Source organism: Hyphomonas sp. NPDC076881, assembly GCF_050269995.1.
GTDB lineage: Bacteria > Pseudomonadota > Alphaproteobacteria > Caulobacterales > Hyphomonadaceae > Hyphomonas.
Genome location: NZ_JBNNJJ010000004.1, coordinates 57,545 through 79,370 on the forward strand (window position 1 = coordinate 57,545; position 21,826 = coordinate 79,370).

Below are 21,826 nucleotides of genomic sequence, written 5' to 3' on the forward strand. Positions count from 1 at the left end.
GGCCCCGGGAGCCCCTCAATCCGTAGGCAGACCAAACACCGCCTCGGCGATATAACCGTCTTCCTGTTTCACGCGATACGCCCCACGCTTAACGCGCACCCAATGATAGCCCTCGGGCGGGGCGGAGAGGTGATAAGTTTCCCAGTCGCGGAATTCCTCGCCGCGAAATTCCGGCGGGAGGATCTGCCCTCTTCCCCACATCGGCGTGCGGTCGGGCGCCATCACGGGCGGGTCGCCGGGGTGAGACGGGTGAACGTTGGCCAGATCAAACGGCGCCCGCGCTGATGGCTCGCTTGCCGGCGGGTCTGCCAACGCCGCCAGTCCCCCGCCCATGGCGGACGCCAGCAAAAGGATCACGGCGCGCAAAGACATTGAAATTTTCTCCTCTCCATCGCCCAACGCGAAAACCCCGCCTCTGGTTCCCGCCGGGAGAGGCGAGAAGAGACGGGGCCTTAAAAGAGGCAGGGCGGAAGGCGAGGGGGCGAGACAGCGGCCGCGCTAATCAGCCAGCGCGTTCACCAGCACTTCGGCAATCAGCCCGCTGGCAATCTCAACGAGATAGGCGTCCTCATCCACATGCACCCACCGGTAGCCGCGCGGGGGCTCACGCAGGTCATGATAGCGGTAATCGCGCACATACACTTCGCGGTAATGCGCAGGCAGATGATCGCCCTTGCGCCACATCTTCTTGGCATGGCCGGGCGGTATCTTCCCCTGCTTGGCAAGGCCAGGGGGAAGGTCATGCCCGCGCCGGTGGGGCGGGTCGGCAAAGGCAAAACTTCCCGCGCCAAGCGCGGCGGCCAGAACCGGAATGACAATCTTGAATGACATGGGTGAACCCTCCTTTCCTGTCCCGTTCAACGCCGGAGCAGGGGAGGAGGTTCCGGGAAAAGCCCGTCAGGCCGCCGCCGTGAGGGTCCAGTTGGGTTCAACGCCAAGCTCGGCGTGCAGCTGACGGATGATCAGGGAGAGGTTCGAGAGCGAAGGGTTGCCCTCGCTTGAGAGCATACGGTTGAGGCTGCGCGCCGGGATTCCGGTTTTGTTCGCCAGAGCCTCAAACCCGATCCGGCCTTTAACCAGAACTCTGAGCGCAATTTTTCCTTCATCGTCATTCCCATCAGCAAATTGCTCAAGCGCATGGGCGAACATGCCAATAGCATTGTCTATGTCAGACATGAATTCTGTCAGCGCTTCGCTATGAGGCCGGCTAGGGGGAATTTTGCCTTTCTTCATGATCAGTCCACCTTCGTTTGGCTTCTGCAATATCTTTTGGTTGAGTTTTCTTCAGTCCGGTTGTCAGAAGAAGAACGATTTCTTGGCCAACTTTTCCAAAATAAATCCGGACACCGCTTTCTGCATGAATCCTGTGCTCCCAGATGCTGTCTCCCAGCGGCTTGTGATCACCTAAATTTCCCAGTTCCATTCGTCCAATTGCGGTCCAGACTCTCATCTGTGCTGCTCTGGGCAGGCTCTTCAAATCATCTAAAAACCGATCATCGCCGTCGGCATCGACATAGTTCCTGACTTCCATCGGGAATATCTCCTCAGTATGCGGACTTCACAAAGCACTTTTCAAATTCCTTCATAATAAAAACGATTAAGGAGTGAACGACATATATGTCATCATGACATATATGTCAAGAAAAAACCGCACCCCTTCAGAGTGCGGTTTTTGTTTGCATTACTTTCAGGCCAGAGCTGCGCGAGTTACGCCCCAACCGGCAGGCCCTGTTCCTTGGCCATGCGCTTCATTGCCTTCTGCAGCTTCTCGAAAGCGCGCACTTCGATCTGCCGGATACGTTCGCGGCTGACATTGTACTGCTCCGACAGCTCTTCCAGCGTCTTGGGCTCGTCGATCAGGCGCCGCTCGGTCAGGATGTGACGCTCGCGCTCGGAAAGGTCTTCCATCGCCTGGGTCAGCAGGTCCATCCGCGCGTCGAGTTCCTGGCGGTTGGCGAAGGTTTCGGCCGTGCCGGGTTCATCATCGGCCAGCCAGTCCTGCCATTCCATGTCGCCGTCTGCGCCCATCGGCACGTTCAGCGAGGCATCAGACCCGCTCATCCGCCCGTTCATCGAATACACTTCGTCTTCGGTGACGTTCAGCTTCTCGGCAATCAGCCGGGCCTGCTCAGGCTTCAGGTCGCCTTCTTCCAGCGCCTGCATCTCGCCCTTCAGGCGGCGCAGGTTGAAGAACAGCTTCTTCTGCGCGGCCGTGGTGCCGAGTTTCACCAGGCTCCAGCTGCGCAGGATGTATTCCTGAATGGCCGCGCGGATCCACCACATCGCATAGGTGGCCAGGCGAAAACCCTTGTCGGGGTCGAATTTCTTCACCGCCTGCATCAGGCCAACGTTACCTTCGGAAATCACCTCGGCCATCGGCAGGCCATAGCCGCGATAGCCCATGGCGATCTTCGCCACGAGGCGCAGGTGGGAGGTCACCATCTTCTCGGCCGCTTCGGTGTCTTCATGCTCGCGCCACCGGCGTGCCAGCATGAATTCCTCATTCTTCTCGAGCATCGGGAATTTGCGGATTTCGCTCAGATAGCGGCTCATGCCCTGTTCGGGGCTGAGGGCAACCGAGCTTTTTGCGTTCGCATTTGCCATGTTCATTCCTCCTTCTCGGAACCGGCCCCGTCTTGGCGCGGCGGCCTGTTCCCGTCTTTGGGGCTCACCTTGAAACCTTAGCCCCGCTCAGCGGCGGCGTCGTCTCCAGGCGTGCGCAATTCACTCATCGCGCAGATGCATAAATAGGAATTGAGGCAGGCATGTGGAAGAGGGCCGGGCACGGGTTTCCCGCCGGCTTCACACCTTCGTGTTGTCAGGTCCAGGCCGGGCATGTCCGGGCCGGTCCTGAAAGGAATGTAAGAAACCGTCCGCGCTGTGCAAGTTGTGGCCATCACCGTGCCGGAAGTGTCTGGATTTGTCCATCCGGTGTCACGCCCTGTCCCGCCGTGGGCGCCCAAAATCCAAAAAATGTCCTGATTTTTCAGGGATCTCAGCTCAGATCGACATCCTGGCGCTCGAGGCTCAGATAATCTTTCGACCGCATCTCGAAAAGCCGGCTCGCCGTCCGCTCGAATTCGAACGATCCGTCGCCTTCCGGGTAAAGCGCGCCCGGCTCGGCCTCTGCGCTCGCCACCAGCTTCACCTTCGCCTCATACAGGGCATCGATCAGGCTGATGAACCGCATCGCCTCATTCCGCTTGTCCGGGGAGAGCAGGGGAATGCCCTCCAGCATCACCGTATGAAACGTGCCGGCTATGGCCAGATAATCGATCGGGCCCAGCGGCCGCGCGCACAGCTCCTCGAAGGTAAACCGCGCCACCCCGGCGGCCTCCCGGCTCACCTCCAGCTTGCGGCCCTTCACCGTCAGCACGCAATGCTGCGGCTCGGCTCCCAGCGTCAGCCGGTCCCAGGCCTTGTCCAGCGCGGCAGTGCTGGCGCCGTTCAGCGGCGCATACCAGACGGGCGCTTCCACCAGCCGGTCCAGCCGGTAATCGCGCGCCGAGACCAGCTCCAGCACCGCGCAGCGATCCTTCAACTCCTTGATAAAAGGAAGGAAAAGCTGGCGGTTGATGCCGTCCTTGTAAAGCTCGTCGGGGTGGCGGTTGGAGGTTGCCACCACGGTCACACCCCGCTGGAACAGCTGATCGAACAGCCGCCCCAGGATCATTGCATCGGCAATCTGCGTCACCTGAAACTCGTCAAAACACAGCAGCCTGGCTTCCGCCGCAATCTGCTTGGCCACCGGCGGGATCGGGTCATCCCCGGCCGATTTCACCCGCCAGGGAGAGCGTTTCTTCTCCGCGTCCGTCATCTTGCGCCAGATGCCGAGCCGCTCATGCACCTGCGCCATGAACTCATGGAAGTGCACCCGGCGCTTGGGCTGGGTCACGGCCTCGCCGAAGAACAGGTCCATCAGCATGGATTTGCCCCGGCCCACCCCGCCCCAGAGATAGACCCCGCGCACAGGCTTCGGCTTTGAAAACAAACCGGGTTTTGGTTGATCGGCCAGGCGCCGGGCAAGGTCATCCAGCAGTCCGGCGGCTTCTGCCTGCGCCGGATCCTCCGATAGCGCGCCGCTTGCCACCTTCGCCTCATACTTCGCGCGCACACCGCCCATCGCCTGAACTGTCCTCACCCGAACTTTTCAGCAAGCTGCGCCAGGAAGGACGTCCACACCCGCGGCTCCACCAGCAGCGTCGTCACGATGCCCACCACCGCCCCGCCCAGATGTGCCTCATGGCCGATGATCCGGTCGGCCCGCTGCGAGAAGAGATAGCTCAGCACGACGAAGGCCACGCCAAACACGATGCCCCACATCGGAAGGATGAACAGAAACAACAGGGTGGAGAAAGGCGCGATCATGCAGAAGGCCAGGATGATGCCCGAAAGCGCGCCCGAGGCGCCCGCTGCGCGGTATTCCGGATTGGCCCGGTTCCACAGATAGGCCCAGATGCTGCCGCCGATCAGGGAGGCAAGATAGATGATGAGGAAGTTCACGCCCCCCAGCACATGCTCGATCACCGGGCCGAACATGTAGAGGCCATACATGTTGATGAAGAGGTGAAACCCGTTCACATGCAGGAAGCCGGAGCTGATCAGCCGGTGCCATTCGCCCTGATCCCGCATCGGGCGCACCCACAGGATGTTCTGCGCGTTGAAGGCGGGGTTGCGCAGCGCAATCAGGCTGGCAAACACATTGAGCACGATCAGTGTCAGCGTGGCCGGGTAGGAAAAGATGTCTGCCATGCGCCTTGGTCTTTCCCTTCAGAAGTAAAAACCGCCCGAAGGGCCTTCGGGCGGCTTAGCAAGTCTGGCCCTGGGGCGGCAAGCGCCTGGCGGTGTTAGGCTGCGCGAACGGTGCTGCGCGCGCCGGCGGCGGGCATCAGTTCCAGCAGGAAATCCTCGAAGGATTCCGGCCGCTGGATGAAGCGGTTGAAGTTGAGGCCCGCCTTGAAAACCGCCTGCGGGTGGATATTGGCGCCGCAGCGCACAGCCGAAGACACCACCTCGTCGCGTTCCGGCCGGGAAGAGGCCACCGCAATGCGGTGCTTGCCCATATTGGCCACGCGGGCCACCGCCATATCCACATCATCGCCGGTTTCCGGCAGCTGCAGATCGACGATCACGAGATCAAAGCGCTCAAGGCGCAGGCGGCGCTCAGCCGCCAGCAGGCCTTCCGCCATAACAAGATCCACCGGAATACGCGCGCGCGCAGCCTTGTCGGCTGCATGCGCCAGCATCGTACGCACCGGCTCGTGATCTTCGATCCAAAGCACCTTCATGAAACTCAACCCCATTGGATGTTTTTGAATGGCAGCGGGGTAAGAGGTGTTAAGCCGCTGCCCGTCTGACGTTCACAATGCCACGGGCGTCTTGCGTCTTGGTAAAGCGAAACTTTCCGAAGTATTGAAATTCCGATGGATTTTAGGGTTGGCCGCAGGGGAAAGCAGCCATCTTTCCGTTTTATCCGGCCGGCTCTATGCTTTGCGCACACCTATTTGGGGTGGAAGGAAGCACATTCTCAATGACAGACGGCCCTCTCTCCCATCCTGCAGTTCCCGCTGCGCAATCGGCGTTTCTGCCCGAGGCAGAGCGCCGTGACGCGCATATTGTCGATGTTTTGATCGAGGAGCGGTGCCCGCGCCTGCGCGCCAGCCCGGCCTGGCCGGTTGCCCGGCCGCTGCTTTATTCCATTCTGGGTTACAGCAAGGCCCGCCGGATGGCCGATGAACTGGTTCAGCTGACGGGCAGGGAAAGTTTTGACCGGCTTTCAAAACAACTCGCCTTCAATATTTCCGCAGATCGCCTGGACCGCCTGCCTGCGCGGGGCCGCTGCATCGTGGCGGCGAATCATCCCACCGGCCTGGCCGACGGCATCGCCGTCTGGGATCTGCTGAAACAGAAGCGCGACGATATCGTCTTCTTCGCCAATGCAGACGCCATCCGGGTCAATCCGCGCTTTGAGGATGTCATCATCCCGGTCGAATGGGTGGCGGAGAAGCGCTCGCCCGCCAAGACGCGCGAAACCCTGAAGCGCGCTGCCGCCGCCTTTGCCGATGAGAAATGCGTCGTCATCTTCCCCTCCGGCCGCCTGGCGCTGCGCAAGGATGGCCGAATGATCGAGAAGGAATGGTTCCCCACCGTGGTCGGCCTTGCCCGCAAGCAGAGTGCCCCGGTCATCCCGCTCAATCTCGATGCTCGCAACTCGGCGCTCTATTATCTTTTCTGTGATCTCTCCAACGAGCTGCGCGACATCACCCTCTTCAACGAACTCCTCAACAAGCGCGGCTCGCAATTCCGGATGACCTTTGGCGAGACGATCCCGCCGGAGGTGCTGGCCGGCGACCCGGTGGCCCTGACCGAAGCCCTGAAGGCGCATGTCGCTTACGCCCTTCTGGAGAACGCGGACGCGCGCTTTCGCCCGGTGTAAATGGGGGCAGGGCGGGCGTTCACACCAAGGCGCTTGCGGGGCGGGCAAATGCGCCCTAGAGCGCCCCGCCATGATCGAGATTGTACCGGAAAATCCGAGCCTCCATGCCGAAGCGATCGAAGCCCTCTTCGACCGTACCTTCGGCCCTGGCCACTTTGCCAAGACGGCAGAGCGCCTGCGCGAGTATTCCCACTCGCTGCCGGAGGTGAACCGTGTCGCCCTCGATGACGGTCAGGTGATCGGCGTCTGCCGCGTCTGGCCGCTGGTGGTCGGGCCCTCGCGGATGCCGGCGCTGTTCTATGGCCCGGTGGCGGTTGACCCTGCCTATCGCGGCAGTTTCCTCAGCCTGAAGATCACCGAAGCGGCCCTCGAGGCGGGCAAGCAGGCAGGCTGGCCGGCAGCCATCCTCATTGGCGCGCACAGCCTTTTCGGCAAGGTTGGCTTCACCGTCACGCCGCGCGGCCGCCTGACTTTCCCAGGCCCCCAGGACCAGTCCCGCGTCATGGTGAAGGATCTGGCAGGCGACGCCAGCCTGCTCGAAGGTCTCGTAACGGCAGCCTGATTTCTGCTTGCAGGGCGGGGGAGGCGCTGACACACTCCGCCTCAGCGCAAATGACCGCACATCAAAACCTTGCCCGCTCATGAGGCGAGGGGCTGGCCGGCTGCGCTTCGGGAGGAAGTATGGCCGACATTGTGACCGGCCAGGACGAGCCGGTACGGCCACAGGCCGGCCTGCGCGAAGTTCTGGGATCACTCCGCCAGCCGAAGGTCGCCATCGCGATGGTGTTCGGCATTGCCACGGGTATGCCGCCCGTCATGGTCGGCGTCACGCTCGGCTACTGGCTGCGACAGGAAGGCATCGCGCTCACCGCCATCGGCTTCATGGGCTGGGTCGGCATCTTTGTTTCCGCCAAATTCCTGTGGGCGCCCTTTGTGGACTGGATCCGGCTGCCCCTCCTCGGCAAGCGGCTCGGCCATCGCCGCTCCTGGATGCTCCTTGGGCAGATCTTCGTTACAATCGGCATTCTCGGCATGGCTTTCACCGGCCCTTCCGGCGGGCTGGCGGTGTTTGCCGGCTTCGCCATGCTCACCTCCTTTGCCGCCGCCACGCAGGATATCGCGGTGGATGCCTGGCGCATCGAAAGCGCGAAGGATGAAGAGCAGGATCTGATGGCCTCGGCCTATATCCTTGGCCTGCGCTCGGGCTATTTCCTCGGCAATGTGCCGCTGCTGGCCGCCTCCGGCATTGTTGGCTGGCAGATGGCTTACGCCTTCGCCTCGCTGGGCGGCTTTGCGGGCCTCTCGGCCCTCCTGCTGGCGCGGGAGCCGCAGAAGCCGCGCAATTTCGAGCCGCTGACAGGCCTTGCCTCGGTTGGCGGCGCGCTCGTCCGTCCCGTGAAGGTTTTCTGGCAGGACCATGGCCGCAACCTCTATGTGTTCCTGCCGCTGATCGCGCTGTTCTTCCTGCCAGATGGGCTGATCGTGCCGATGGTCGGCCCGCTCTATATAGACCTCGGTTTCTCCACCGCCGAAATTGCCGGCATGCGCACCGCCATCGGCTTCCCGGCGACGCTGGGCGGGGTGGTCGCCGCCGGGCTTATAGGCCTGCGCTTCGGCACGCTCGCGGCCATGGCTATCGGGGTTACCCTGGCGGGGCTATCCAATCTCGGCTTCTGCATCCTTGCCCTGTCGGGCGGCTCGAAGCTTATCTGGGCGTGCATCACGGTGGTGGAGGGGTTCAGCGGCGGCCTCGCCATGGCGGCCATCGTCGCCTGGGCGAGCCGCCTCACCAACCCCATCGCCACCGCCGCCCAGTTCGCGCTGCTCTCTTCGCTGATGTCTCTGCTCAGCGGCTTTCTCGGCGGCTTTGCCGGGCTCGGCGTCACCGCGCTGCAGGGTGTCACCGGCTCTTCAATGGGCGGCTTTGCGCTTTACTTTTCGCTCAGCCCGCTGGCCGCCCTTCCGCCGCTGATCCTCATCTGGATGGTCCGCCAGCGGATGAAGCAGGCTGAAGCCGCGCCGCCGCCCTGACACAGGGGTGCGTCAGCGTCCCTCGCGCCGCCAGGCCAGCAGCAGGAAGATCACCAGCAGGCCTGCCGCCAGAATACCCGGCACCAGCCCCTGGCTGGTGGACGAGCGCACCGCATAGGCGCCCCGTTCGCGCAGGCCCAGCCAGTTTGCCCCTGCCGCCGTCTTCTGATTGCCCACGCGGCGAATGTCGGGAATGTTCGTGCCCGTATCATTCAGCCGGAACACGCCCCCGCCGGTTGCCGCCGCCACAGGGGCGATCAGCGCCGTGGTCGATTCCAGATTGGCATATTCCTTCGGGTTTTCCGGCCCGCTCAGCGCAATTGCCTCCAGCCCTCCGGAGCGCGCGCGGTAGATGCCCAGCTCCTCGACCGGCGCCTCTGCTGTGAAGACGCCGGGGCCGGCCGGGGCCCAGCGCGGGGTCAGCACCTCGCCCTCCGGCGTCTGCACCTCCAGCGGCGGGGCCGCGTCCAGCAGCGTGCGCAGTTCGATCTTCGCCGCGCCCGCCTCGATGGTCAGGGCCAGCCGGCGTTCTTCCAGCTCCGGCTCCTTCATCATCCAGTGGACCACCCGGCGGATCAGTTCGGCAAACGGCCCGCCGCCATCATGCCCGCTCGCCCACAGCCAGATCTGATCCGACATCAGCATCCCCACGCGCCCCTTGGACACGCGGTCAACGATCAGCAGCGGGCGCCCGTCCGGCCCGCTCATCAGCACATCGCCGCCCACGGCATTGGCCTCGATATAGCGCATCCAGCCGCCCCATTGCTGCCCGTCCAGCGGCGCGGTGACGGCATGGCGTTTGCCAGGACCGGTCAGCTGCGGCACGAACTCGCCGGTGCGGATCACGCCGGTGGGGGAGGCGGGCAGAACCGAGGCGAGCGGCGAGCGCGCGAGGCTGGCGGGGCCGGCAAACTGCTCGCCCGCCACGATCAACAATGCCCCGCCATCCGCCACGTAACGCGACATGTTGTTGAGATAGGCCTGCGTGATCACGCCCTGGCGCTCATACTGGTCGAAGATGATCAGGTCGAACTCGGTCAGTTTCTGCTCGAACAGTTCCTCGGTTGGGAACTCGATCAGGGCCAGCTCATCGGGCCGCGCATAGTCCACCTTGAAGGGCGGGCGCAGAATGGTGAAATGTACGAGGTCTACGGACGGATCGGATTTGAGCAGGTCGCGCCACACGCGCCCCGCCTGGTTGGGTTTGCCCGTCACCAGCAGAACGCGCAGCCGGTCGCGCACGCCGGCAATGGAGGTGGCCGCGCGGTTGTTGGCCAGCGTCAGTTCCTGCGGCCCCGGCGGCGCCTCGATCACCACGATGTTCTCGCCCCGCCGCTCGATCTCGATCGGCACGGGCGTCTCCTTGCCCGCCTCCACGCGCACGCGCTCGGGCGCCCCGCCATTCAGCGAAACGGCAAGGTCCATCGTTCCGCCGCGCGGGTCTTCGGCGCGCACCATCAGGGTGGCTGTCTCGCCCACGATGCCGAAATTCGGCGCATTGACGATCTCGATGCGCCGGTCGCCAAGGTCTTCGTCGCCTGCGATCACGCCGTGCAGCGGCCCGATGATCGCCTCCACGCGCGCCGGATCAGGCAGATCGTGCACCTGGCCGTCGGTCACCATGATTGCCCCGGCAATCCGGTCGCGCGGAACATCCGCCATCAGACCTTCCAGCGCGCCATAGAGATAGGTGCCGTCATCGCCGGGGCTTGTCTCCAGCGTGCGCACTTCCAGGCTCGTATCTTCGGCGAGCTTTGCCTTCAGCGCTTCATAGGCGGCCGCCGCCGCCCGGTCCCGCTCGCCAAATTGCATGCTCTCGGATTTGTCGAGGATCAGCGCCGCCACCGAGGGCAGGGGCTCGCGCTCCTCATGCACCAGCGTGGGGTTGAGCAGCGCGGCAGAAACCACCAGCAGGCCCACCGCCCGCGTCAGCCAGGCCCGGCCCCGCAGGAAGAAATACGCCGTCCACGCCCCAACCGTCAGCGCCACCAGCGCCCAGATCAGGGGCCAGCCCAGGAAAGGCTCAAGGCTGAGGCGCACCGCTTCGGTCATCGCGGCCCCCCATCCAGCAGATTGCCGCCCGGCAGCAGAGGCTCGGGTGTTTCATTCTGTTCGCCCAGGCGCTCCAGCAGCGCAGGAATATGCACCTGGTCGTCCTTATAGCTGCCCGTCAGCACATACATCACCAGGTTGACGCCAAACCGCCGCGCGGTCTCGCGCTGCTGCGGTCCTCCGTCAACGGAATAGAGGTCGCGGCCATTGTCGTCCACAGCCCAGGCTGACACCCAGTCCGCGTCGCCGATGAACAGGCGCGAGACGCCGTCCCCGCGCGTGGCGCCGGGCTCGCCCGTCTTCTCGATCCAGAGGCGCCGTCCGGCAAACCGGCCAGGATAATCCTTGATCAGATAAAAGCTGCGCGACAGCACATGATTGTCCGGCACGGTCTGCAGTTGCGGCGCGTCGAGGCCCGCCAGCAGGGTTTCCAGCCGCGACACATCCGTCTGCGCTGCCGGGTCGCCGCCCGCGCGCGTGTCGATCACCAGCGCGCCGCCCGCGCGCAGATAGGCGTTCAGCCGCGCCACCGCCCGGTCTGTCAGCGGCGCGGCAGTCTCCGGCACCACAAAGAAGATCAGCGGATAAAGCTCCAGCGCGTCGGTTTCCAGGTTCAGCGCATGGGGCTCTGCCGGCTCCACCGACGTGCGCATGTTGAGGATGTTGGACAGCCCGCGCAGGCCCGCGCGCGTGCGCTCATTGAGGGCCCGGTCGCCGGTCTCGACATAGCCAAACCGCATTACCAGGGCCGCTTCGATTTCCTTCTCGCTCGCCTTGCCTGCCGGCAGGGGCACCACGCGGGTGGAGGGCGAGGGGATCGCGCGATAGCTGCCATCGGGCAACAGCTCATAGCCGCCCTGGGCGTGGGCCGGCTCCTGCGGCAGGAAGGCAAAGGCCAGGATCAGCGCGCCCACCGCGCCCCCTGTTTTCTTGGCCGCCGCCTTGCCCCGGCGGGTCAGCCCGCGCAGCCGTCCGGCTACGAACAAGGCAATGAAAAGGTCCAGCGCCAGAAGGCCTGCGGCAATCGCCAGCATCGGCCCGGCCAGGCGCAGGGAGCGGGCTTCGGCGTCGCCCAGAAGGCGGGCGGAGGATGGCCACTGCGTCATCAGGCGCGGCGCGGCGCCTGCGCCAATGTTCAGCGCGCGCGATCCCGATGGCCCCTGATAAAGCCCCGGCGGGTGGATTTCGGAAGGCTTCATCGTGGCAAATTCGGAAGCCCTGACCGGCGCGGCATTGGGGCTCGCCCGTGTCAGGCGGCCAAATCCGTCGAGGGAAAGCTGGGGCATATAGGTGCCGTCGCCATCTTCCACCGCCTCGCCCCGGCCTGCCGCAATCGCCCGGCGCAGCATCTGTTCGAACACGCCGGAATAGGCAAGGTCGCCCCAGTCCGGCCCGGCGGTGATGTGGAAGAGGATCAGCGTCCCGTCGCCCCGGCTGTCCGCGCTGACGAGGGGCGAGCCATCGGTGAGCCGCGCCCAGGTCTTGCGCGCCAGATCCGGCTCGGGCCGCGCCAGCACCTGCTGGCGCACGCGCACATCGGCGGGCACGGGCAGGCCGGCAAAGGGCGAAGTATCGGGGAAGGGGGCCAGCCCCTGCGGCTCCTCCCAGGCCAGCGCGCCCCCAATGGCACGGGAAGACCGGCGCAGCGTCACGGGGAGAAGATCATCCCCCTGCGCGGCCAGGCGCGGTCCGGCAAAGCGGATCAGCGCCCCGCCATTCTCTACCCACTCTGTCAGCCGCTCGGTATCGGCCTTCGGAATCTGTCCGACATCGGAAAGAATGATCGCGTCGGGCGCTGCCGCCACCAGCGTCTCGATGTCTCCGGTGGAGATCGAGGCGAACGGCTCCAGCGCCTTGCGGATATAGTGCATGTCCGAGAGCAGCGGCTGGGCCGCCGTGCCGGTGTCGACGATGCCGACGCGGCGCGTCCGCTCCGCCGAATCCCAGAGCCAAACCGTGCCTGCGCCCGCCCGCCCGGTCACATTGAACCGCGCAATCCGCGCCAGTGCTGCGGCCGGAATGGAAAATTGCGCCTCGGCTTCCCGTTCGCCCTCGGCAAACACCGCCTCGGCGGAGGCGAGCGCGGAGCCGTCCTGCGTCAGCGCCGAAACAAAGGCCCGCGCGCTGCCCCGCGCATCGGCCCGCGCCAGGCGCACGGTCACCGCATCGGTCTGCGCCGAAAGCCCGGTGATCACGGCAGGGCCTTCGGGCGGGGCGGCAAACACGGTCAGCGGCGCGCGCGCGGCCAGGGCCGCAGCAAAGGCCGCGCCCCCTTCGGTTTCCAGCCCGTCGCTCGCATAGAATATCCGTGCCGGTGTGAGGTTCGAGGCGTCCAGCCGGGCCAGGGCATCGGTCCGGTCGGTCGCCCAGGGCTGGGGATCGAGGCTCGCAAGGCGCCGGGCCATGTCCGCGCGGGAAAGCCGCTCGGCGGGGTCGGCGTTGAGTTGGCGCGGCGCTGTCAGCAAGAGGTGCACCGCCCCGTCCCGGTCGCCCGCGTCCAGCGTGGCGCTCGCCGCATTGGTCAGCTCGCTCCAACGCGGGGCAGAGGCCCAGCCATTGTCGATCACGATCAACAGCGGCCCGCCGCCTGCCTCGGTGGTGCGCGCGCCCGGCGCCCAGACGGGCTGGGAAAGGCCAAGGATTGCCGCGATCACCGCCAGTGTACGGATCAGCCACACCCACCAGGGCGTGCGCGCGGGCGTCTCTTCTTCAGGCTCTGCCCCCTCCAGCAGGCGCAGCGAGGGAAGCTCGGCCTCCTTCGGCGCGGGCGGGGTTGCCCGCAGCACCCACCAGATCAGCGGCAGTGCCAGCAGCGCAAACAGCGCCAGCGGCGCCCCCAGCAGAAAAGGCCCGATGGCGGTCATTGTGCGCCCACCTGTTCTTCATCCCCTCTCCCCTTGGGGAGAGGGGTAGGGGTGAGGGGGCGCGGTGGCGCGATCTTGCAAGAACCGGTCAGCAGGAACGGCGTCTGATGCGGTAGGAGGAAGCGTTGCGGCTCCCTCACCCCCAACCCCCTCTCCCTCAAGGGAGAGGGGGCTTTGGCAGAAAACACCCTACCCATCACCGCGCCACTCCGAAGCGTTCGATTTCCGCCTTCAGGCGGGAAGCGCCAGACAGCGCCGGGCTGCCGGTCACATGCGTCACCAGCCCCCAGCCCATGCGCGCGGCAAGCGCGGCAAGCGCCTCGCGCTGCTCGGTGAAACGGCGCATATATTCCTCGCGCATCGTCTCGGCCCGGCCAAGAATGCGTTCCTCTCCCGTGCCGGGGCGGGAAAGCTTCGTGCGCCCCTCAAAGGGAAACGCAATCTCCACCGGCGCCGACACGGCCAGCAGCACGCCCTCGGGACACCTTCCCGCAAGGGGCCCGAGCCGCGCCTGCCATTCCGCTGGCGGATCATAAAAGTCAGACGCCACCACCATCGTCGCGCTCGCCTTGGGCGGGGGCGGGAATTGCCCCTTGGTGCCACGCGCAAGATCGTCCAGCAGCCGGTCCACCGCCCGCTTGCCAAAGCTGGGGCTTCGGCCAGAGCCCAGCGCGCCAATCCGCTCGCCATCCTTAGACATGAGAATGGCCATCGTCAGCATCAGGAGGGTCGCCTCCTCCGCCTTGGTGCGCAGGTCGCCCGCGCCCTTCCAGCGAAAGCCCGGCGCATCGTCCACCCAGAACAGCACCGTGCGCGCGGTCTCAAGCTCGCTTTCGCGCACGAAAAGATCCGTGCCCTTGGCAGAGCGGCGCCAGTGGATGCGCCCCGGCGCATCTTCCTGTGTAAAGCGGCGATACTGCCAGAAATTCTCGCCTGTGCCCGCACGCCGCCGCCCGGCCGAGCCGATATGCGCGGCTTCGGAGGCTTCTGCCTTGAAGTTCAAGCCCGGCAACTGCCGTGCCAGGCTTTCCGCTTCGGCGCGCAGGTCAGAAGCAGGGATCATTCCAGCAGCGGACCCGCGCACGCCTTGGCCGCCTCGATCCGCGCGGTCGCTTCTTCATCCGTAGTGTGATCGAATGTGTATTCCGCCGTATCGTCCGGCAGCCCGCGTTCCATCTCGATCACATTGCGCATGGCCACCAGGTCGATGCCCAGAACGGTGAAAGTGTCGGTCACCTCATTATAGGCGTCCATCGCTTCTTCGGAGGCAAAGCGGATGACCTTCAGCTTTTCCTCGCGCGCTTCCACATGCTGGCGCACATAGGCGGCGTTCTGCGCCAGCGTATCGCCGCAGGCGATCACTGCCGCGTCCAGCCCGGCCTGCGGCCCGCCTGCGCAGGCAGACGCGAGCAATCCGGTTCCGGCCCCCGCCAGTATGCGAAAGTTCATGCAGCCTTCCTCACCAGATCATTGATCAGCTCGCTGAGCTTCGGCGCGTCCCCGGTCGGGTCATAGCGCATCGCCATCCGGTGCCCGAGGCAGGGGTCGGCGAGGGCTTCAATATCTTCCATCGACGGCGCCAGCCGCCCGCGCAGCAGGGCCCGTGCCCGCGCCGCCAGCATCAGCGCCTGACCCGCCCGCGGCGATGGGCCCCAGTCAACGAGGCGCTTCACGCGCGCATCCGTGGTCTGCTCGGGCCGTGCCTCGCGGATGAGGGTGAGGATCGTCGCCACCAGCTTCTCGCCCACCGGCATCTGGCGCACCAGCGCCTGGATTTTCAGAAGCTCAGCGGCGTTCAGCGCCGCCTTCACCGGCGCCTCGCCCCCGCGCGTCGTCTCGATCAGGATGCGCCGCTCGGTGTCGAGGTCGGGATAGGCCACGTCCACTTTCAGCAGGAACCGGTCAAGCTGGGCTTCGGGCAGGGGATAGGTGCCCTCCTGCTCGATCGGGTTTTGGGTGGCCAGCACATGGAAGGGCGCGGGCAGGTCATGCCGGGCGCCGGCCACCGTCACATGTTTCTCCTGCATCGCCTGCAGAAGGGCAGACTGGGTGCGGGGAGAGGCGCGGTTGATCTCGTCAGCCATCAGAAGCTGGGTGAACACCGGCCCCTTGATGAAGCGGAAGCTGCGCTCGCCGGTCGGGCTTTCGTCCAGCACTTCAGAGCCGAGAATATCGGACGGCATCAGGTCCGGCGTGAACTGGATGCGCTGATTGGCCAGGCCGAGCGCCGTGCCCATCGCCTCGACCAGCCGTGTCTTGGCCAGGCCCGGCGCGCCGATCAGCAGCGCATGCCCCCCGGCCAGCACGGCGGCGAGCGACAGCTCCACCACTTTCTCCTGGCCAAACACAGCCTTGCCGATTTCAGCTTTCACGCGGGCAAGGGCTTCGGCAGCAGCCTCTGCATCTGCCACGGCAGTTTCGGTGTTTGTGGTATCGGCCATGTGTTCAGGCGCCTCCGGCTTCACGTCTCTGGCTATCAGCCCTATGTCTAAGGCGTCATTTTGGCGGAGAAAGATGTGACATCCAGTCCCGGCACAATTCTGAGCGTTGAGGAAACGCTTAAGGCCATCCTGCCGGAAGGCAAGTTTGGTGCTGAGTTACCCCCTGTGGAGAAATGGAATCCTGCCGGGGTTAAGGATATCGGCATGGAAATCCGCGCCGATGGCAGCTGGTGGCATGAAGGCGGCGAGATCAAGCGCGCCAGCCTGGTCAAACTCTTCGCCCGCATCCTGCGCAAGGATGCCGGCGGGCAGACTTTCCTCGTCACCCCTCATGAAAAAGTGATCGTGCATGTCGAAGACGCGCCCTTCCTGGCCGGCCGGATGGATGTGCTGGGCGCGCCCGGGCGGGATCAGGAAATCGGCTTTGTCACCACCGTGGGCGACGTAACCATCGCCGGGCCAGACCGCCCCCTCCGCGTCGAGACAGACCCCGAAACCGGCGAGCCCTCGCCCTATGTTCTGGTGCGCGGCCGCCTCGAGGCCAAGCTCGCCCGCCCGGTTTTCTATGAGCTGGTGGACCTCGCCGAACCCTCGCCGGAGGACGAGAATCTGCTGGGCGTCTGGAGCAAAGGGGTTTTCTTTCCGCTCGGACCTGCGGCATAGGCCCCCGATGTCCTTTCGCACCCTTGATGACTTTGTAGAGCGCGTCACCGCCAAGCTCGACCCGCCCGCAGGGCAGGGGCGGCTTACCGAAATGGGCGACATGGATTTCCTCACGCCCGAAGAAGTCGCCATCATCCGCCCGGCGGCGGTCCTCTTCGGTGTCATCCCGCGCCGGGAAGGCCCCACGGCGCTCCTCACCCTGCGCCCCACCACGATGGCAGACCATGCCGGCCAGGTCGCGCTGCCCGGCGGCAAGGTGGACCCGATTGACCTGGATGAGGTCGCCGCCGCCCTGCGCGAAGCCCATGAAGAGGTCGGTGCCCATCCCAATGATGTGGACGTGCTGGGCAAGGCCTCGCCCTACATCACCGGCACGCGCTACCGCATCACCCCGGTTGTCGGACTGCTGCCGGCTGATTTCCAGCCAGTGGCAGAGCCCGGCGAAGTCGCCGCCATCTTCGAGACCCCGCTCGAACTGCTGATGAACCCCAAGAACTACCTGACCGGCACCGCCTTCTATAAGGGCGCCCACCGGGAATATTACGAGATGCCCTATAACGGATACCGTATCTGGGGTGTCACCGCCGGCATCATCCGCCGCCTCTACCAGACACTATATGAAAGCGACTGACGGCTTTGCGCATATATTTGCGCAACAGTGTTGATTTTTGACTTTCTATGCGCAATATTTTGCGCATGGGGCTAGAGCGCAACAGCCGGAAAATTCTCCAGCGCCTTCAAAAAGAAGGCTGGACACTCGCCCGGACCAGCGGCTCCCACCACCAGTTTACGAAAGACGGCCAAACCCTGACGGTGCCGCATCCAAAGAAAGACCTGCCGACAGGCACGGCACGGGCCATCGCCAGAGCCGCAGGATGGCTAGAGGAGAAAGACATATGAAGCGCTATCTCGCCCTTGTCGAATTAGAGGAAGGCTCTGCCTACGGCATTACCTTTCCCGATGTTCCCGGCTGCTTCTCCGCTGCCGACTCCGAAGAAGACATCCTGAAAAACGCCATTGAAGCGCTGGCCCTGCATCTGGAAGGCGGCGTTGCGCCGCTCGCCCGTTCCGCAGCTGAAGTGACTGCAGATCCCGATATCCGGCAGGCGATATTGCAAGGCGGCTATCTTATTTCTGTCCCGCTCATCGAAAACGAAACCCGGCAGGTGAGCGCCAATATCAGCCTCGACAAAGGCATGTTGAAAGCCATCGACGCGGCTGCCCGCGAGCGCGGCCTGACCCGGTCTGCCTTTCTGGTGGAAGCGGCGCGGCACGAAATTGAGCGCCGTTGAGTACTTTAGGCTGGCCGCGCTGCCCCCTTCAGGGTTTCTCAAACCCTTTCAGCGCCTTATGTAAGGCTTGAAAGAGTTGCGGGGAAAAGCACCGACATGGCCGGACGCCTGCTGTTTGAAGTCTTTATATTCTCGCTGCCCTTTCTGGTGTTCGGCATCTACACGCTTGCGACCCGTTCGGCTGAGGAAGCGGGCAAGCGCAAATGGCCCATCCAGATGCTGTTCGCCATTGGTCTTGGTCTGGCCACCATCGCCTGGTTCGTGCTGATCGCGCTGGAGCCGCGCGAGCGCGACATGTGTGTGGAACCGGCGCGCTATGAGAACGGCCAGCTGATCCCGCAGCGCACCTATCCGTGCGAGCGCCATCCCGAAGATGTCGGCCTGCAGCGCGGGCGTCTCACGCCTTCCTCAACGCCTGCCGAGACACCGCCCGCCGATGACCCAAACTGAGCGGATTACGGCAAGCTGGCTGGAGGCGCCCTCAAGCCGGGCCGTGATGGCGGCCTTGGAAGCGGCCCGCAAGGATGGGTCGCGCTATGTCGGCGGCTGTGTCCGCAACACCCTGCGCGGCCTGCCTGCGGATGATGTCGATATCGCCACCCAGCTCACCCCGCCCGAAACCGTTGCGGCGCTGGAAGCGGCCGAAATCCGCGTGATCCCCACGGGTATCGAACACGGCACGGTGACGGCCTTCCATAAGGGCGTGCCGGTGGAGATCACCACCCTGCGCCGGGATGTCGAAACCGATGGCCGCCGCGCTGTCGTCGCCTTCACGCAGGACTGGGCCGAAGACGCCGCCCGCCGCGATTTCCGTATGAACGCCATCTATGCCGGGCCGGAGGGGACGCTTTACGAAGTCGTGCCTGGCTCGATTGAAGACGCCCTTGCCGGCCGTGTCATCTTCATCGGCGAGGCTGATCAGCGCCTGATCGAGGACTATCTGCGCATTCTGCGCTTTTACCGCTTCAATGCCTGGTATGGCGCCGGAATTGATACGGCGGGGCAGGCGGCCTGTGCGCGGCAGCGGGAGGGGCTGAAGAAAATCGCTGCCGAGCGGATCTGGAAGGAGCTGAAGCGCACGCTTTCAGCGCCCGATCCGTCAACCGCCCTGATGGCGATGGAAGAGGCCGGCGTCCTGGCTATCGTCCTGCCCGGCGCCACAGCGGCCTTTGTCCCCGGGCTGGTCGAAGTCGAGGCTGCCCATGGCCTGCGGGCCGATCCGATGCAGCGCCTGATGGCGATGCTGCCCCGCCGCCCGCGCAACATGTCGGAGGCCGCCAGCGCCCTGCGCCTCTCCAATCAGGAAGCCGCCCGGCTTCAGGCCTGGGCCGATCCGGCCCTCGGCCATATGCTCGGCCTCGGCCAGAGCGCCCGGCGGGAAGCCTTCTACCGCTTTACCCCCCAGGCCGTGCTCGACCGCGCCCTGATCGAAGCGGCCAGCGGGGGGGAGGACAAGCTCGCCCCGATCCTGACGGACAAGTCCAGCTGGATGCGCCCGGTCTTCCCGGTCGGGGGTGACGACGCCCTCGCCGCTGGCCTCAGGGGCCCCGAGGTCGGCAAGCGGCTCCAAACGCTGGAAGAGGCCTGGATCGCGTCTGGCTTCCGGCTCTCCCGCGAAGACCTGCTCTCGCGCCTGAAGTGAGGCGGGGCGTGTCCGGTTTGTCCGGAAATGTCCGCCGGATGAACCCGCGCTGGCCGCCCTTGGTTCCCAGAATAGCCGCCCCATGTTATAACGCATGTTATTCCATCAGGAGGCCCCCATGACCAAGCTGAAAATCCGCAAGATCGGCAACTCCCTCGGCGTCGTGCTGCCCGCCGATGCGCTGGCCCGCAAAAAGATCGGCCAGGGCGATACGGTCATTCTCAGTGACACGCCGGATGGCTTTCGCCTTGATGTTTATGACGAATCTGTCGCTGAGCAGGTTGAGGTCGGCCGCTCTGTGGCGCGGCGTTACCGCAACACGCTGCGTGAACTCGCCAAATGACGGACCACGCGCCGCCCAAATGGCTCCGCCGGGAAGCAGTCTTCATCCTGCATGACGAAAGCCTCGCGGATCATGGCGGGGCCGCCGGGGTCCGCGATGAAGGGCTGTTCGACAGTGCGCTTGCCCGCCCGGAAAACCTGTTCGCCTATGGCGCGCCGGATCTGTTTGATCTGGCGGCAGCCTACGCCTTTGGAATCGTTCGGAATCATCCCTTCGTGGATGGCAACAAACGCACCGGATTCCTCGCCGCTGCCGTCTTCCTGGAGATCAATGGCTGGATGCTGACCGCCGATGAAGTAGATGCGACGGTCAAGACCTTCGCGCTCGCCGCCAGCGAAATCACCGAGGAAGCCTACGCCGCCTGGCTCCGCCGGTCCTGCGAAAAGCTCTGATCTTTCAGGGCCATTTTACGATTGGCGGCATGGATGAGAGAATGCTCTCGATATTCCCGCCGGTTTTCAGGCCAAAGGTCGTGCCCCGGTCATAGAGCAGGTTATACTCCACATACCGCCCGCGCTGGATCAGCTGGGCTTCCCGCTCGTGCGCGCTCCAGGCCTCGTTCATGCGCCGGCGCACAAGAGTTGGATATATGTTGGCAAATTGCCGGCCCACCTCCTGGGTGAACGCAAAATCGCCTTCCCAGTCGCCGGTATTGAACCGGTCATAGAAAATGCCGCCGGTGCCGCGCGGCTCGCTGCGATGGGGCAGGTGGAAGTAGGTGTCGCAATAGTCTTTCATATGCGCGTAGTCGGCGCCGGGATGGGTATCGCAGGCCGCCTTCATCGCGGCGTGAAAATCCACCGTATCTTCAAAGCCCTGATCGCGCTGATAGGCCAGCAGGGGGGTGAGGTCGCCGCCGCCGCCAAACCAGGCCTCGCTGGTCACCAGCATCCGCGTATTCATGTGCGCGGCCGGCACGCGCGGGTTCAGCGGGTGGGCAATCAGCGAAATCCCGCTCGCCCAGAATTGCCCGCCAGACTTGTCCGCCCCCGGTATCTGCGCGGCAAAGGCTTCGGAAAACGTGCCGTGAACTTCTGAGAAATGCACGCCCACCTTCTCGAACACTTTCCCGCGCATCAGGCCCATCCGCCCCCCGCCCAGGTCTGCGCTGCCATCGCCCCGGCGCCAGTCCTTCAGGGCGAATCGCCCCGCGTCTCCGTGATAGAGCGGGGGCAGGGCGGCGTCCTCGATGGCTTCGAAGCGGGCAATGATGTCTTCCTGAAGCGCGCGGAACCAGGCGCTTGCCTGCGCCTTGCGCGCCGTAAACTCGGCAGTCTGGGTGTCGCTGATCATGCCCGACTTGTTGCTATGTGGGCATTTGCCTCGCAAGTCCCCAGTTGTCACAGGGGCGGAACGGCGGTAACGCCCTCTCCCAACTGGGGGCAGGACGCGCAGTTTCTGCCGCGCCCCGCGCCCACTTGCCGCAATGTGCGGCCCGCGCAGCTTTAGTAAAGACAGCGGCTAACGCCACGCACCAGGGACGGATAGAAACGTGACGACAGAGACCCACGCCGAGGCGGTCGATGAAGACCGCCGCAACTTTATTCACATCGCCACAGGTTCAGTAGCTTTCGGCGGCGCCGCCATGTTCGCCTGGACGCTCGTGGACCAGTGGAATCCGGCTGCCGATACGCGCGCGGCTTCGGCGCTCGACGTCGACGTTTCCAAGGTTCCGCTGGGCGGCGAGATCCGCATCCTGATCGGCGGCAAGCCGTTCTTCGTGCGCCACCGCACGCCGGCTGAAATCTCGGCCGCCGAATCGGTGAACATCTCCATCCTGCCGGACCCGGAGACCGATGATGCCCGCCTTCGCCCGAAGGGGGATGGCTCGCTGAACAAGGCGATCCTCGTCACGTCTGGCTCATGCACCCACCTTGGCTGCGTGCCCGTCGGTCCCTCTCAGGGCAATACGGGTGACTATGGCGGCTGGTACTGCCCCTGCCACGGCTCGCACTACGATACTTCCGGCCGCATCCGCAAAGGTCCTGCGCCGAAGAATCTCCCGGTCCCCAATTATCGCTGGGTCTCCGACTCGGTCGTCAACATCTCCCTCTGAGAAGGA

Annotated in this window: 26 protein-coding genes; 12 read left to right on the forward strand and 14 right to left on the reverse strand. The window is 64.7% G+C overall.

What is annotated here, in order from left to right; translation table 11 throughout:
- Positions 1-15 precede the first annotated feature (15 nt).
- From ACQKI2_RS05585 to ACQKI2_RS05620, 8 genes are all read right to left on the reverse strand, one after another.
- Positions 16-372 (reverse strand): RcnB family protein, encoded by a 357-nt coding sequence (locus ACQKI2_RS05585; RefSeq protein WP_427378716.1) that lies wholly within the window; start codon positions 370-372, stop codon positions 16-18.
- Positions 373-498: 126 nt separating this feature from the next.
- Positions 499-831 (reverse strand): RcnB family protein, encoded by a 333-nt coding sequence (locus ACQKI2_RS05590; protein ID WP_427378717.1) that lies wholly within the window; start codon positions 829-831, stop codon positions 499-501.
- Positions 832-897: 66 nt separating this feature from the next.
- Complete coding sequence (locus ACQKI2_RS05595; protein WP_427378718.1) at positions 898-1,176, reverse strand: DNA-binding protein; 279 nt, start codon at positions 1,174-1,176, stop codon at positions 898-900.
- Positions 1,177-1,207: 31 nt separating this feature from the next.
- Positions 1,208-1,531, reverse strand: coding sequence for a type II toxin-antitoxin system RelE/ParE family toxin (locus ACQKI2_RS05600; protein WP_427378719.1), 324 nt, complete (start codon positions 1,529-1,531; stop codon positions 1,208-1,210).
- A gap of 176 nt (positions 1,532-1,707) precedes the next feature.
- The gene (gene rpoH, locus ACQKI2_RS05605) at positions 1,708-2,604 is read right to left on the reverse strand and encodes an RNA polymerase sigma factor RpoH (RefSeq protein ID WP_427378720.1); all 897 of its coding nucleotides are present in this window, start codon (positions 2,602-2,604) and stop codon (positions 1,708-1,710) included.
- Between the two features lie 391 nt (positions 2,605-2,995).
- On the reverse strand, positions 2,996-4,123 hold the full coding sequence (gene zapE, locus ACQKI2_RS05610; RefSeq protein WP_427378941.1) for a cell division protein ZapE: 1,128 nt from the start codon (positions 4,121-4,123) through the stop codon (positions 2,996-2,998).
- Positions 4,124-4,137: 14 nt separating this feature from the next.
- Positions 4,138-4,752 (reverse strand): rhomboid family intramembrane serine protease, encoded by a 615-nt coding sequence (locus ACQKI2_RS05615; protein ID WP_427378721.1) that lies wholly within the window; start codon positions 4,750-4,752, stop codon positions 4,138-4,140.
- A 95-nt stretch (positions 4,753-4,847) separates the two neighbouring features.
- The gene (locus ACQKI2_RS05620; protein WP_035599038.1) at positions 4,848-5,288 is read right to left on the reverse strand and encodes a response regulator; all 441 of its coding nucleotides are present in this window, start codon (positions 5,286-5,288) and stop codon (positions 4,848-4,850) included.
- A 242-nt stretch (positions 5,289-5,530) separates the two neighbouring features.
- Here ACQKI2_RS05620 and ACQKI2_RS05625 point away from each other — a divergent pair, with 242 nt between their 5' ends.
- The 3 genes from ACQKI2_RS05625 (at position 5,531) to ACQKI2_RS05635 (ending at position 8,467) form a co-directional block, all read left to right on the forward strand.
- Positions 5,531-6,436 carry a GNAT family N-acetyltransferase gene (locus ACQKI2_RS05625; RefSeq protein ID WP_427378722.1) on the forward strand — a complete coding sequence of 302 codons (906 nt, stop codon included), beginning with the start codon at positions 5,531-5,533 and terminating at the stop codon, positions 6,434-6,436.
- 70 nt (positions 6,437-6,506) lie between these two features.
- Positions 6,507-6,998, forward strand: coding sequence for a GNAT family N-acetyltransferase (locus tag ACQKI2_RS05630; protein ID WP_427378723.1), 492 nt, complete (start codon positions 6,507-6,509; stop codon positions 6,996-6,998).
- A gap of 119 nt (positions 6,999-7,117) precedes the next feature.
- Complete coding sequence (locus ACQKI2_RS05635) at positions 7,118-8,467, forward strand: MFS transporter (protein ID WP_427378724.1); 1,350 nt, start codon at positions 7,118-7,120, stop codon at positions 8,465-8,467.
- A 12-nt stretch (positions 8,468-8,479) separates the two neighbouring features.
- Here the strand turns inward: ACQKI2_RS05635 and ACQKI2_RS05640 are convergent, their stop codons facing one another.
- The 5 genes from ACQKI2_RS05640 to ACQKI2_RS05660 all read right to left on the reverse strand — a co-directional run bounded on the left by ACQKI2_RS05640 (position 8,480) and on the right by ACQKI2_RS05660 (position 15,824).
- Positions 8,480-10,519 (reverse strand): hypothetical protein, encoded by a 2,040-nt coding sequence (locus ACQKI2_RS05640; protein WP_427378725.1) that lies wholly within the window; start codon positions 10,517-10,519, stop codon positions 8,480-8,482.
- Positions 10,516-13,383 carry a DUF4159 domain-containing protein gene (locus ACQKI2_RS05645; RefSeq protein WP_427378726.1) on the reverse strand — a complete coding sequence of 956 codons (2,868 nt, stop codon included), beginning with the start codon at positions 13,381-13,383 and terminating at the stop codon, positions 10,516-10,518. The genes ACQKI2_RS05640 and ACQKI2_RS05645 overlap by 4 nt, the downstream gene beginning before the upstream one ends.
- A 196-nt stretch (positions 13,384-13,579) precedes the next feature.
- The gene (locus ACQKI2_RS05650; RefSeq protein WP_427378727.1) at positions 13,580-14,446 is read right to left on the reverse strand and encodes a DUF58 domain-containing protein; all 867 of its coding nucleotides are present in this window, start codon (positions 14,444-14,446) and stop codon (positions 13,580-13,582) included.
- A complete protein-coding gene (locus tag ACQKI2_RS05655; protein ID WP_162546050.1) occupies positions 14,443-14,832 on the reverse strand; it encodes a hypothetical protein in 390 nt (129 codons plus the stop codon). The genes ACQKI2_RS05650 and ACQKI2_RS05655 overlap by 4 nt, the downstream gene beginning before the upstream one ends.
- Positions 14,829-15,824 (reverse strand): AAA family ATPase, encoded by a 996-nt coding sequence (locus ACQKI2_RS05660; RefSeq protein ID WP_427378728.1) that lies wholly within the window; start codon positions 15,822-15,824, stop codon positions 14,829-14,831. Before ACQKI2_RS05660 ends, ACQKI2_RS05655 begins: the two co-directional genes overlap by 4 nt.
- Before the next feature lie 75 nt (positions 15,825-15,899).
- Here ACQKI2_RS05660 and ACQKI2_RS05665 point away from each other — a divergent pair, with 75 nt between their 5' ends.
- The 8 genes from ACQKI2_RS05665 (at position 15,900) to ACQKI2_RS05700 (ending at position 20,156) form a co-directional block, all read left to right on the forward strand.
- Entirely contained in the window at positions 15,900-16,487 is a 588-nt protein-coding gene (locus ACQKI2_RS05665; protein WP_427378729.1) for a DUF1285 domain-containing protein, read from the forward strand.
- 7 nt (positions 16,488-16,494) lie between these two features.
- Positions 16,495-17,118 (forward strand): CoA pyrophosphatase, encoded by a 624-nt coding sequence (locus ACQKI2_RS05670; protein ID WP_427378730.1) that lies wholly within the window; start codon positions 16,495-16,497, stop codon positions 17,116-17,118.
- Between the two features lie 65 nt (positions 17,119-17,183).
- Positions 17,184-17,387, forward strand: a complete 204-nt coding sequence (locus ACQKI2_RS05675; protein WP_427378942.1) for a type II toxin-antitoxin system HicA family toxin — start codon at positions 17,184-17,186, stop codon at positions 17,385-17,387.
- Positions 17,384-17,779 carry a type II toxin-antitoxin system HicB family antitoxin gene (locus ACQKI2_RS05680; RefSeq protein WP_427378731.1) on the forward strand — a complete coding sequence of 132 codons (396 nt, stop codon included), beginning with the start codon at positions 17,384-17,386 and terminating at the stop codon, positions 17,777-17,779. Before ACQKI2_RS05675 ends, ACQKI2_RS05680 begins: the two co-directional genes overlap by 4 nt.
- Before the next feature lie 96 nt (positions 17,780-17,875).
- Positions 17,876-18,229, forward strand: coding sequence for a DUF6111 family protein (locus ACQKI2_RS05685; RefSeq protein ID WP_427378732.1), 354 nt, complete (start codon positions 17,876-17,878; stop codon positions 18,227-18,229).
- On the forward strand, positions 18,216-19,421 hold the full coding sequence (locus tag ACQKI2_RS05690) for a CCA tRNA nucleotidyltransferase (RefSeq protein WP_427378733.1): 1,206 nt from the start codon (positions 18,216-18,218) through the stop codon (positions 19,419-19,421). Before ACQKI2_RS05685 ends, ACQKI2_RS05690 begins: the two co-directional genes overlap by 14 nt.
- Positions 19,422-19,539: 118 nt before the next feature.
- Positions 19,540-19,764 carry an AbrB/MazE/SpoVT family DNA-binding domain-containing protein gene (locus ACQKI2_RS05695; RefSeq protein ID WP_427378734.1) on the forward strand — a complete coding sequence of 75 codons (225 nt, stop codon included), beginning with the start codon at positions 19,540-19,542 and terminating at the stop codon, positions 19,762-19,764.
- A complete protein-coding gene (locus tag ACQKI2_RS05700) occupies positions 19,761-20,156 on the forward strand; it encodes a type II toxin-antitoxin system death-on-curing family toxin (protein ID WP_427378735.1) in 396 nt (131 codons plus the stop codon). Before ACQKI2_RS05695 ends, ACQKI2_RS05700 begins: the two co-directional genes overlap by 4 nt.
- Before the next feature lie 4 nt (positions 20,157-20,160).
- On the opposite strand, the gene hemF is transcribed toward ACQKI2_RS05700, so the two are convergent.
- Complete coding sequence (gene hemF, locus ACQKI2_RS05705) at positions 20,161-21,057, reverse strand: oxygen-dependent coproporphyrinogen oxidase (RefSeq protein ID WP_427378736.1); 897 nt, start codon at positions 21,055-21,057, stop codon at positions 20,161-20,163.
- 199 nt (positions 21,058-21,256) lie between these two features.
- Between hemF and petA the strand changes: the two genes are divergently transcribed.
- Positions 21,257-21,820 carry a ubiquinol-cytochrome c reductase iron-sulfur subunit gene (petA, locus tag ACQKI2_RS05710; protein WP_427378737.1) on the forward strand — a complete coding sequence of 188 codons (564 nt, stop codon included), beginning with the start codon at positions 21,257-21,259 and terminating at the stop codon, positions 21,818-21,820.
- Positions 21,821-21,826 lie beyond the last annotated feature (6 nt).

Bases quoted from the DNA above. Each gene is read 5' to 3' on its own strand.
- ACQKI2_RS05585 (WP_427378716.1), bottom strand. From the start codon at position 372: ATGTCTTTGCGCGCCGTGATCCTTTTGCTGGCGTCCGCCATGGGCGGG.
- ACQKI2_RS05590 (WP_427378717.1), bottom strand. From the start codon at position 831: ATGTCATTCAAGATTGTCATTCCGGTTCTGGCCGCCGCGCTTGGCGCG.
- ACQKI2_RS05595 (WP_427378718.1), bottom strand. From the start codon at position 1,176: ATGTCTGACATAGACAATGCTATTGGCATGTTCGCCCATGCGCTTGAG.
- ACQKI2_RS05600 (WP_427378719.1), bottom strand. From the start codon at position 1,531: ATGGAAGTCAGGAACTATGTCGATGCCGACGGCGATGATCGGTTTTTA.
- rpoH (WP_427378720.1), bottom strand. From the start codon at position 2,604: ATGGCAAATGCGAACGCAAAAAGCTCGGTTGCCCTCAGCCCCGAACAG.
- zapE (WP_427378941.1), bottom strand. From the start codon at position 4,123: ATGGGCGGTGTGCGCGCGAAGTATGAGGCGAAGGTGGCAAGCGGCGCG.
- ACQKI2_RS05615 (WP_427378721.1), bottom strand. From the start codon at position 4,752: ATGGCAGACATCTTTTCCTACCCGGCCACGCTGACACTGATCGTGCTC.
- ACQKI2_RS05620 (WP_035599038.1), bottom strand. From the start codon at position 5,288: ATGAAGGTGCTTTGGATCGAAGATCACGAGCCGGTGCGTACGATGCTG.
- ACQKI2_RS05625 (WP_427378722.1), top strand. From the start codon at position 5,531: ATGACAGACGGCCCTCTCTCCCATCCTGCAGTTCCCGCTGCGCAATCG.
- ACQKI2_RS05630 (WP_427378723.1), top strand. From the start codon at position 6,507: ATGATCGAGATTGTACCGGAAAATCCGAGCCTCCATGCCGAAGCGATC.
- ACQKI2_RS05635 (WP_427378724.1), top strand. From the start codon at position 7,118: ATGGCCGACATTGTGACCGGCCAGGACGAGCCGGTACGGCCACAGGCC.
- ACQKI2_RS05640 (WP_427378725.1), bottom strand. From the start codon at position 10,519: ATGACCGAAGCGGTGCGCCTCAGCCTTGAGCCTTTCCTGGGCTGGCCC.
- ACQKI2_RS05645 (WP_427378726.1), bottom strand. From the start codon at position 13,383: ATGACCGCCATCGGGCCTTTTCTGCTGGGGGCGCCGCTGGCGCTGTTT.
- ACQKI2_RS05650 (WP_427378727.1), bottom strand. From the start codon at position 14,446: ATGATCCCTGCTTCTGACCTGCGCGCCGAAGCGGAAAGCCTGGCACGG.
- ACQKI2_RS05655 (WP_162546050.1), bottom strand. From the start codon at position 14,832: ATGAACTTTCGCATACTGGCGGGGGCCGGAACCGGATTGCTCGCGTCT.
- ACQKI2_RS05660 (WP_427378728.1), bottom strand. From the start codon at position 15,824: ATGGCCGATACCACAAACACCGAAACTGCCGTGGCAGATGCAGAGGCT.
- ACQKI2_RS05670 (WP_427378730.1), top strand. From the start codon at position 16,495: ATGTCCTTTCGCACCCTTGATGACTTTGTAGAGCGCGTCACCGCCAAG.
- ACQKI2_RS05675 (WP_427378942.1), top strand. From the start codon at position 17,184: ATGGGGCTAGAGCGCAACAGCCGGAAAATTCTCCAGCGCCTTCAAAAA.
- ACQKI2_RS05680 (WP_427378731.1), top strand. From the start codon at position 17,384: ATGAAGCGCTATCTCGCCCTTGTCGAATTAGAGGAAGGCTCTGCCTAC.
- ACQKI2_RS05685 (WP_427378732.1), top strand. From the start codon at position 17,876: ATGGCCGGACGCCTGCTGTTTGAAGTCTTTATATTCTCGCTGCCCTTT.
- ACQKI2_RS05690 (WP_427378733.1), top strand. From the start codon at position 18,216: ATGACCCAAACTGAGCGGATTACGGCAAGCTGGCTGGAGGCGCCCTCA.
- ACQKI2_RS05695 (WP_427378734.1), top strand. From the start codon at position 19,540: ATGACCAAGCTGAAAATCCGCAAGATCGGCAACTCCCTCGGCGTCGTG.
- ACQKI2_RS05700 (WP_427378735.1), top strand. From the start codon at position 19,761: ATGACGGACCACGCGCCGCCCAAATGGCTCCGCCGGGAAGCAGTCTTC.
- hemF (WP_427378736.1), bottom strand. From the start codon at position 21,057: ATGATCAGCGACACCCAGACTGCCGAGTTTACGGCGCGCAAGGCGCAG.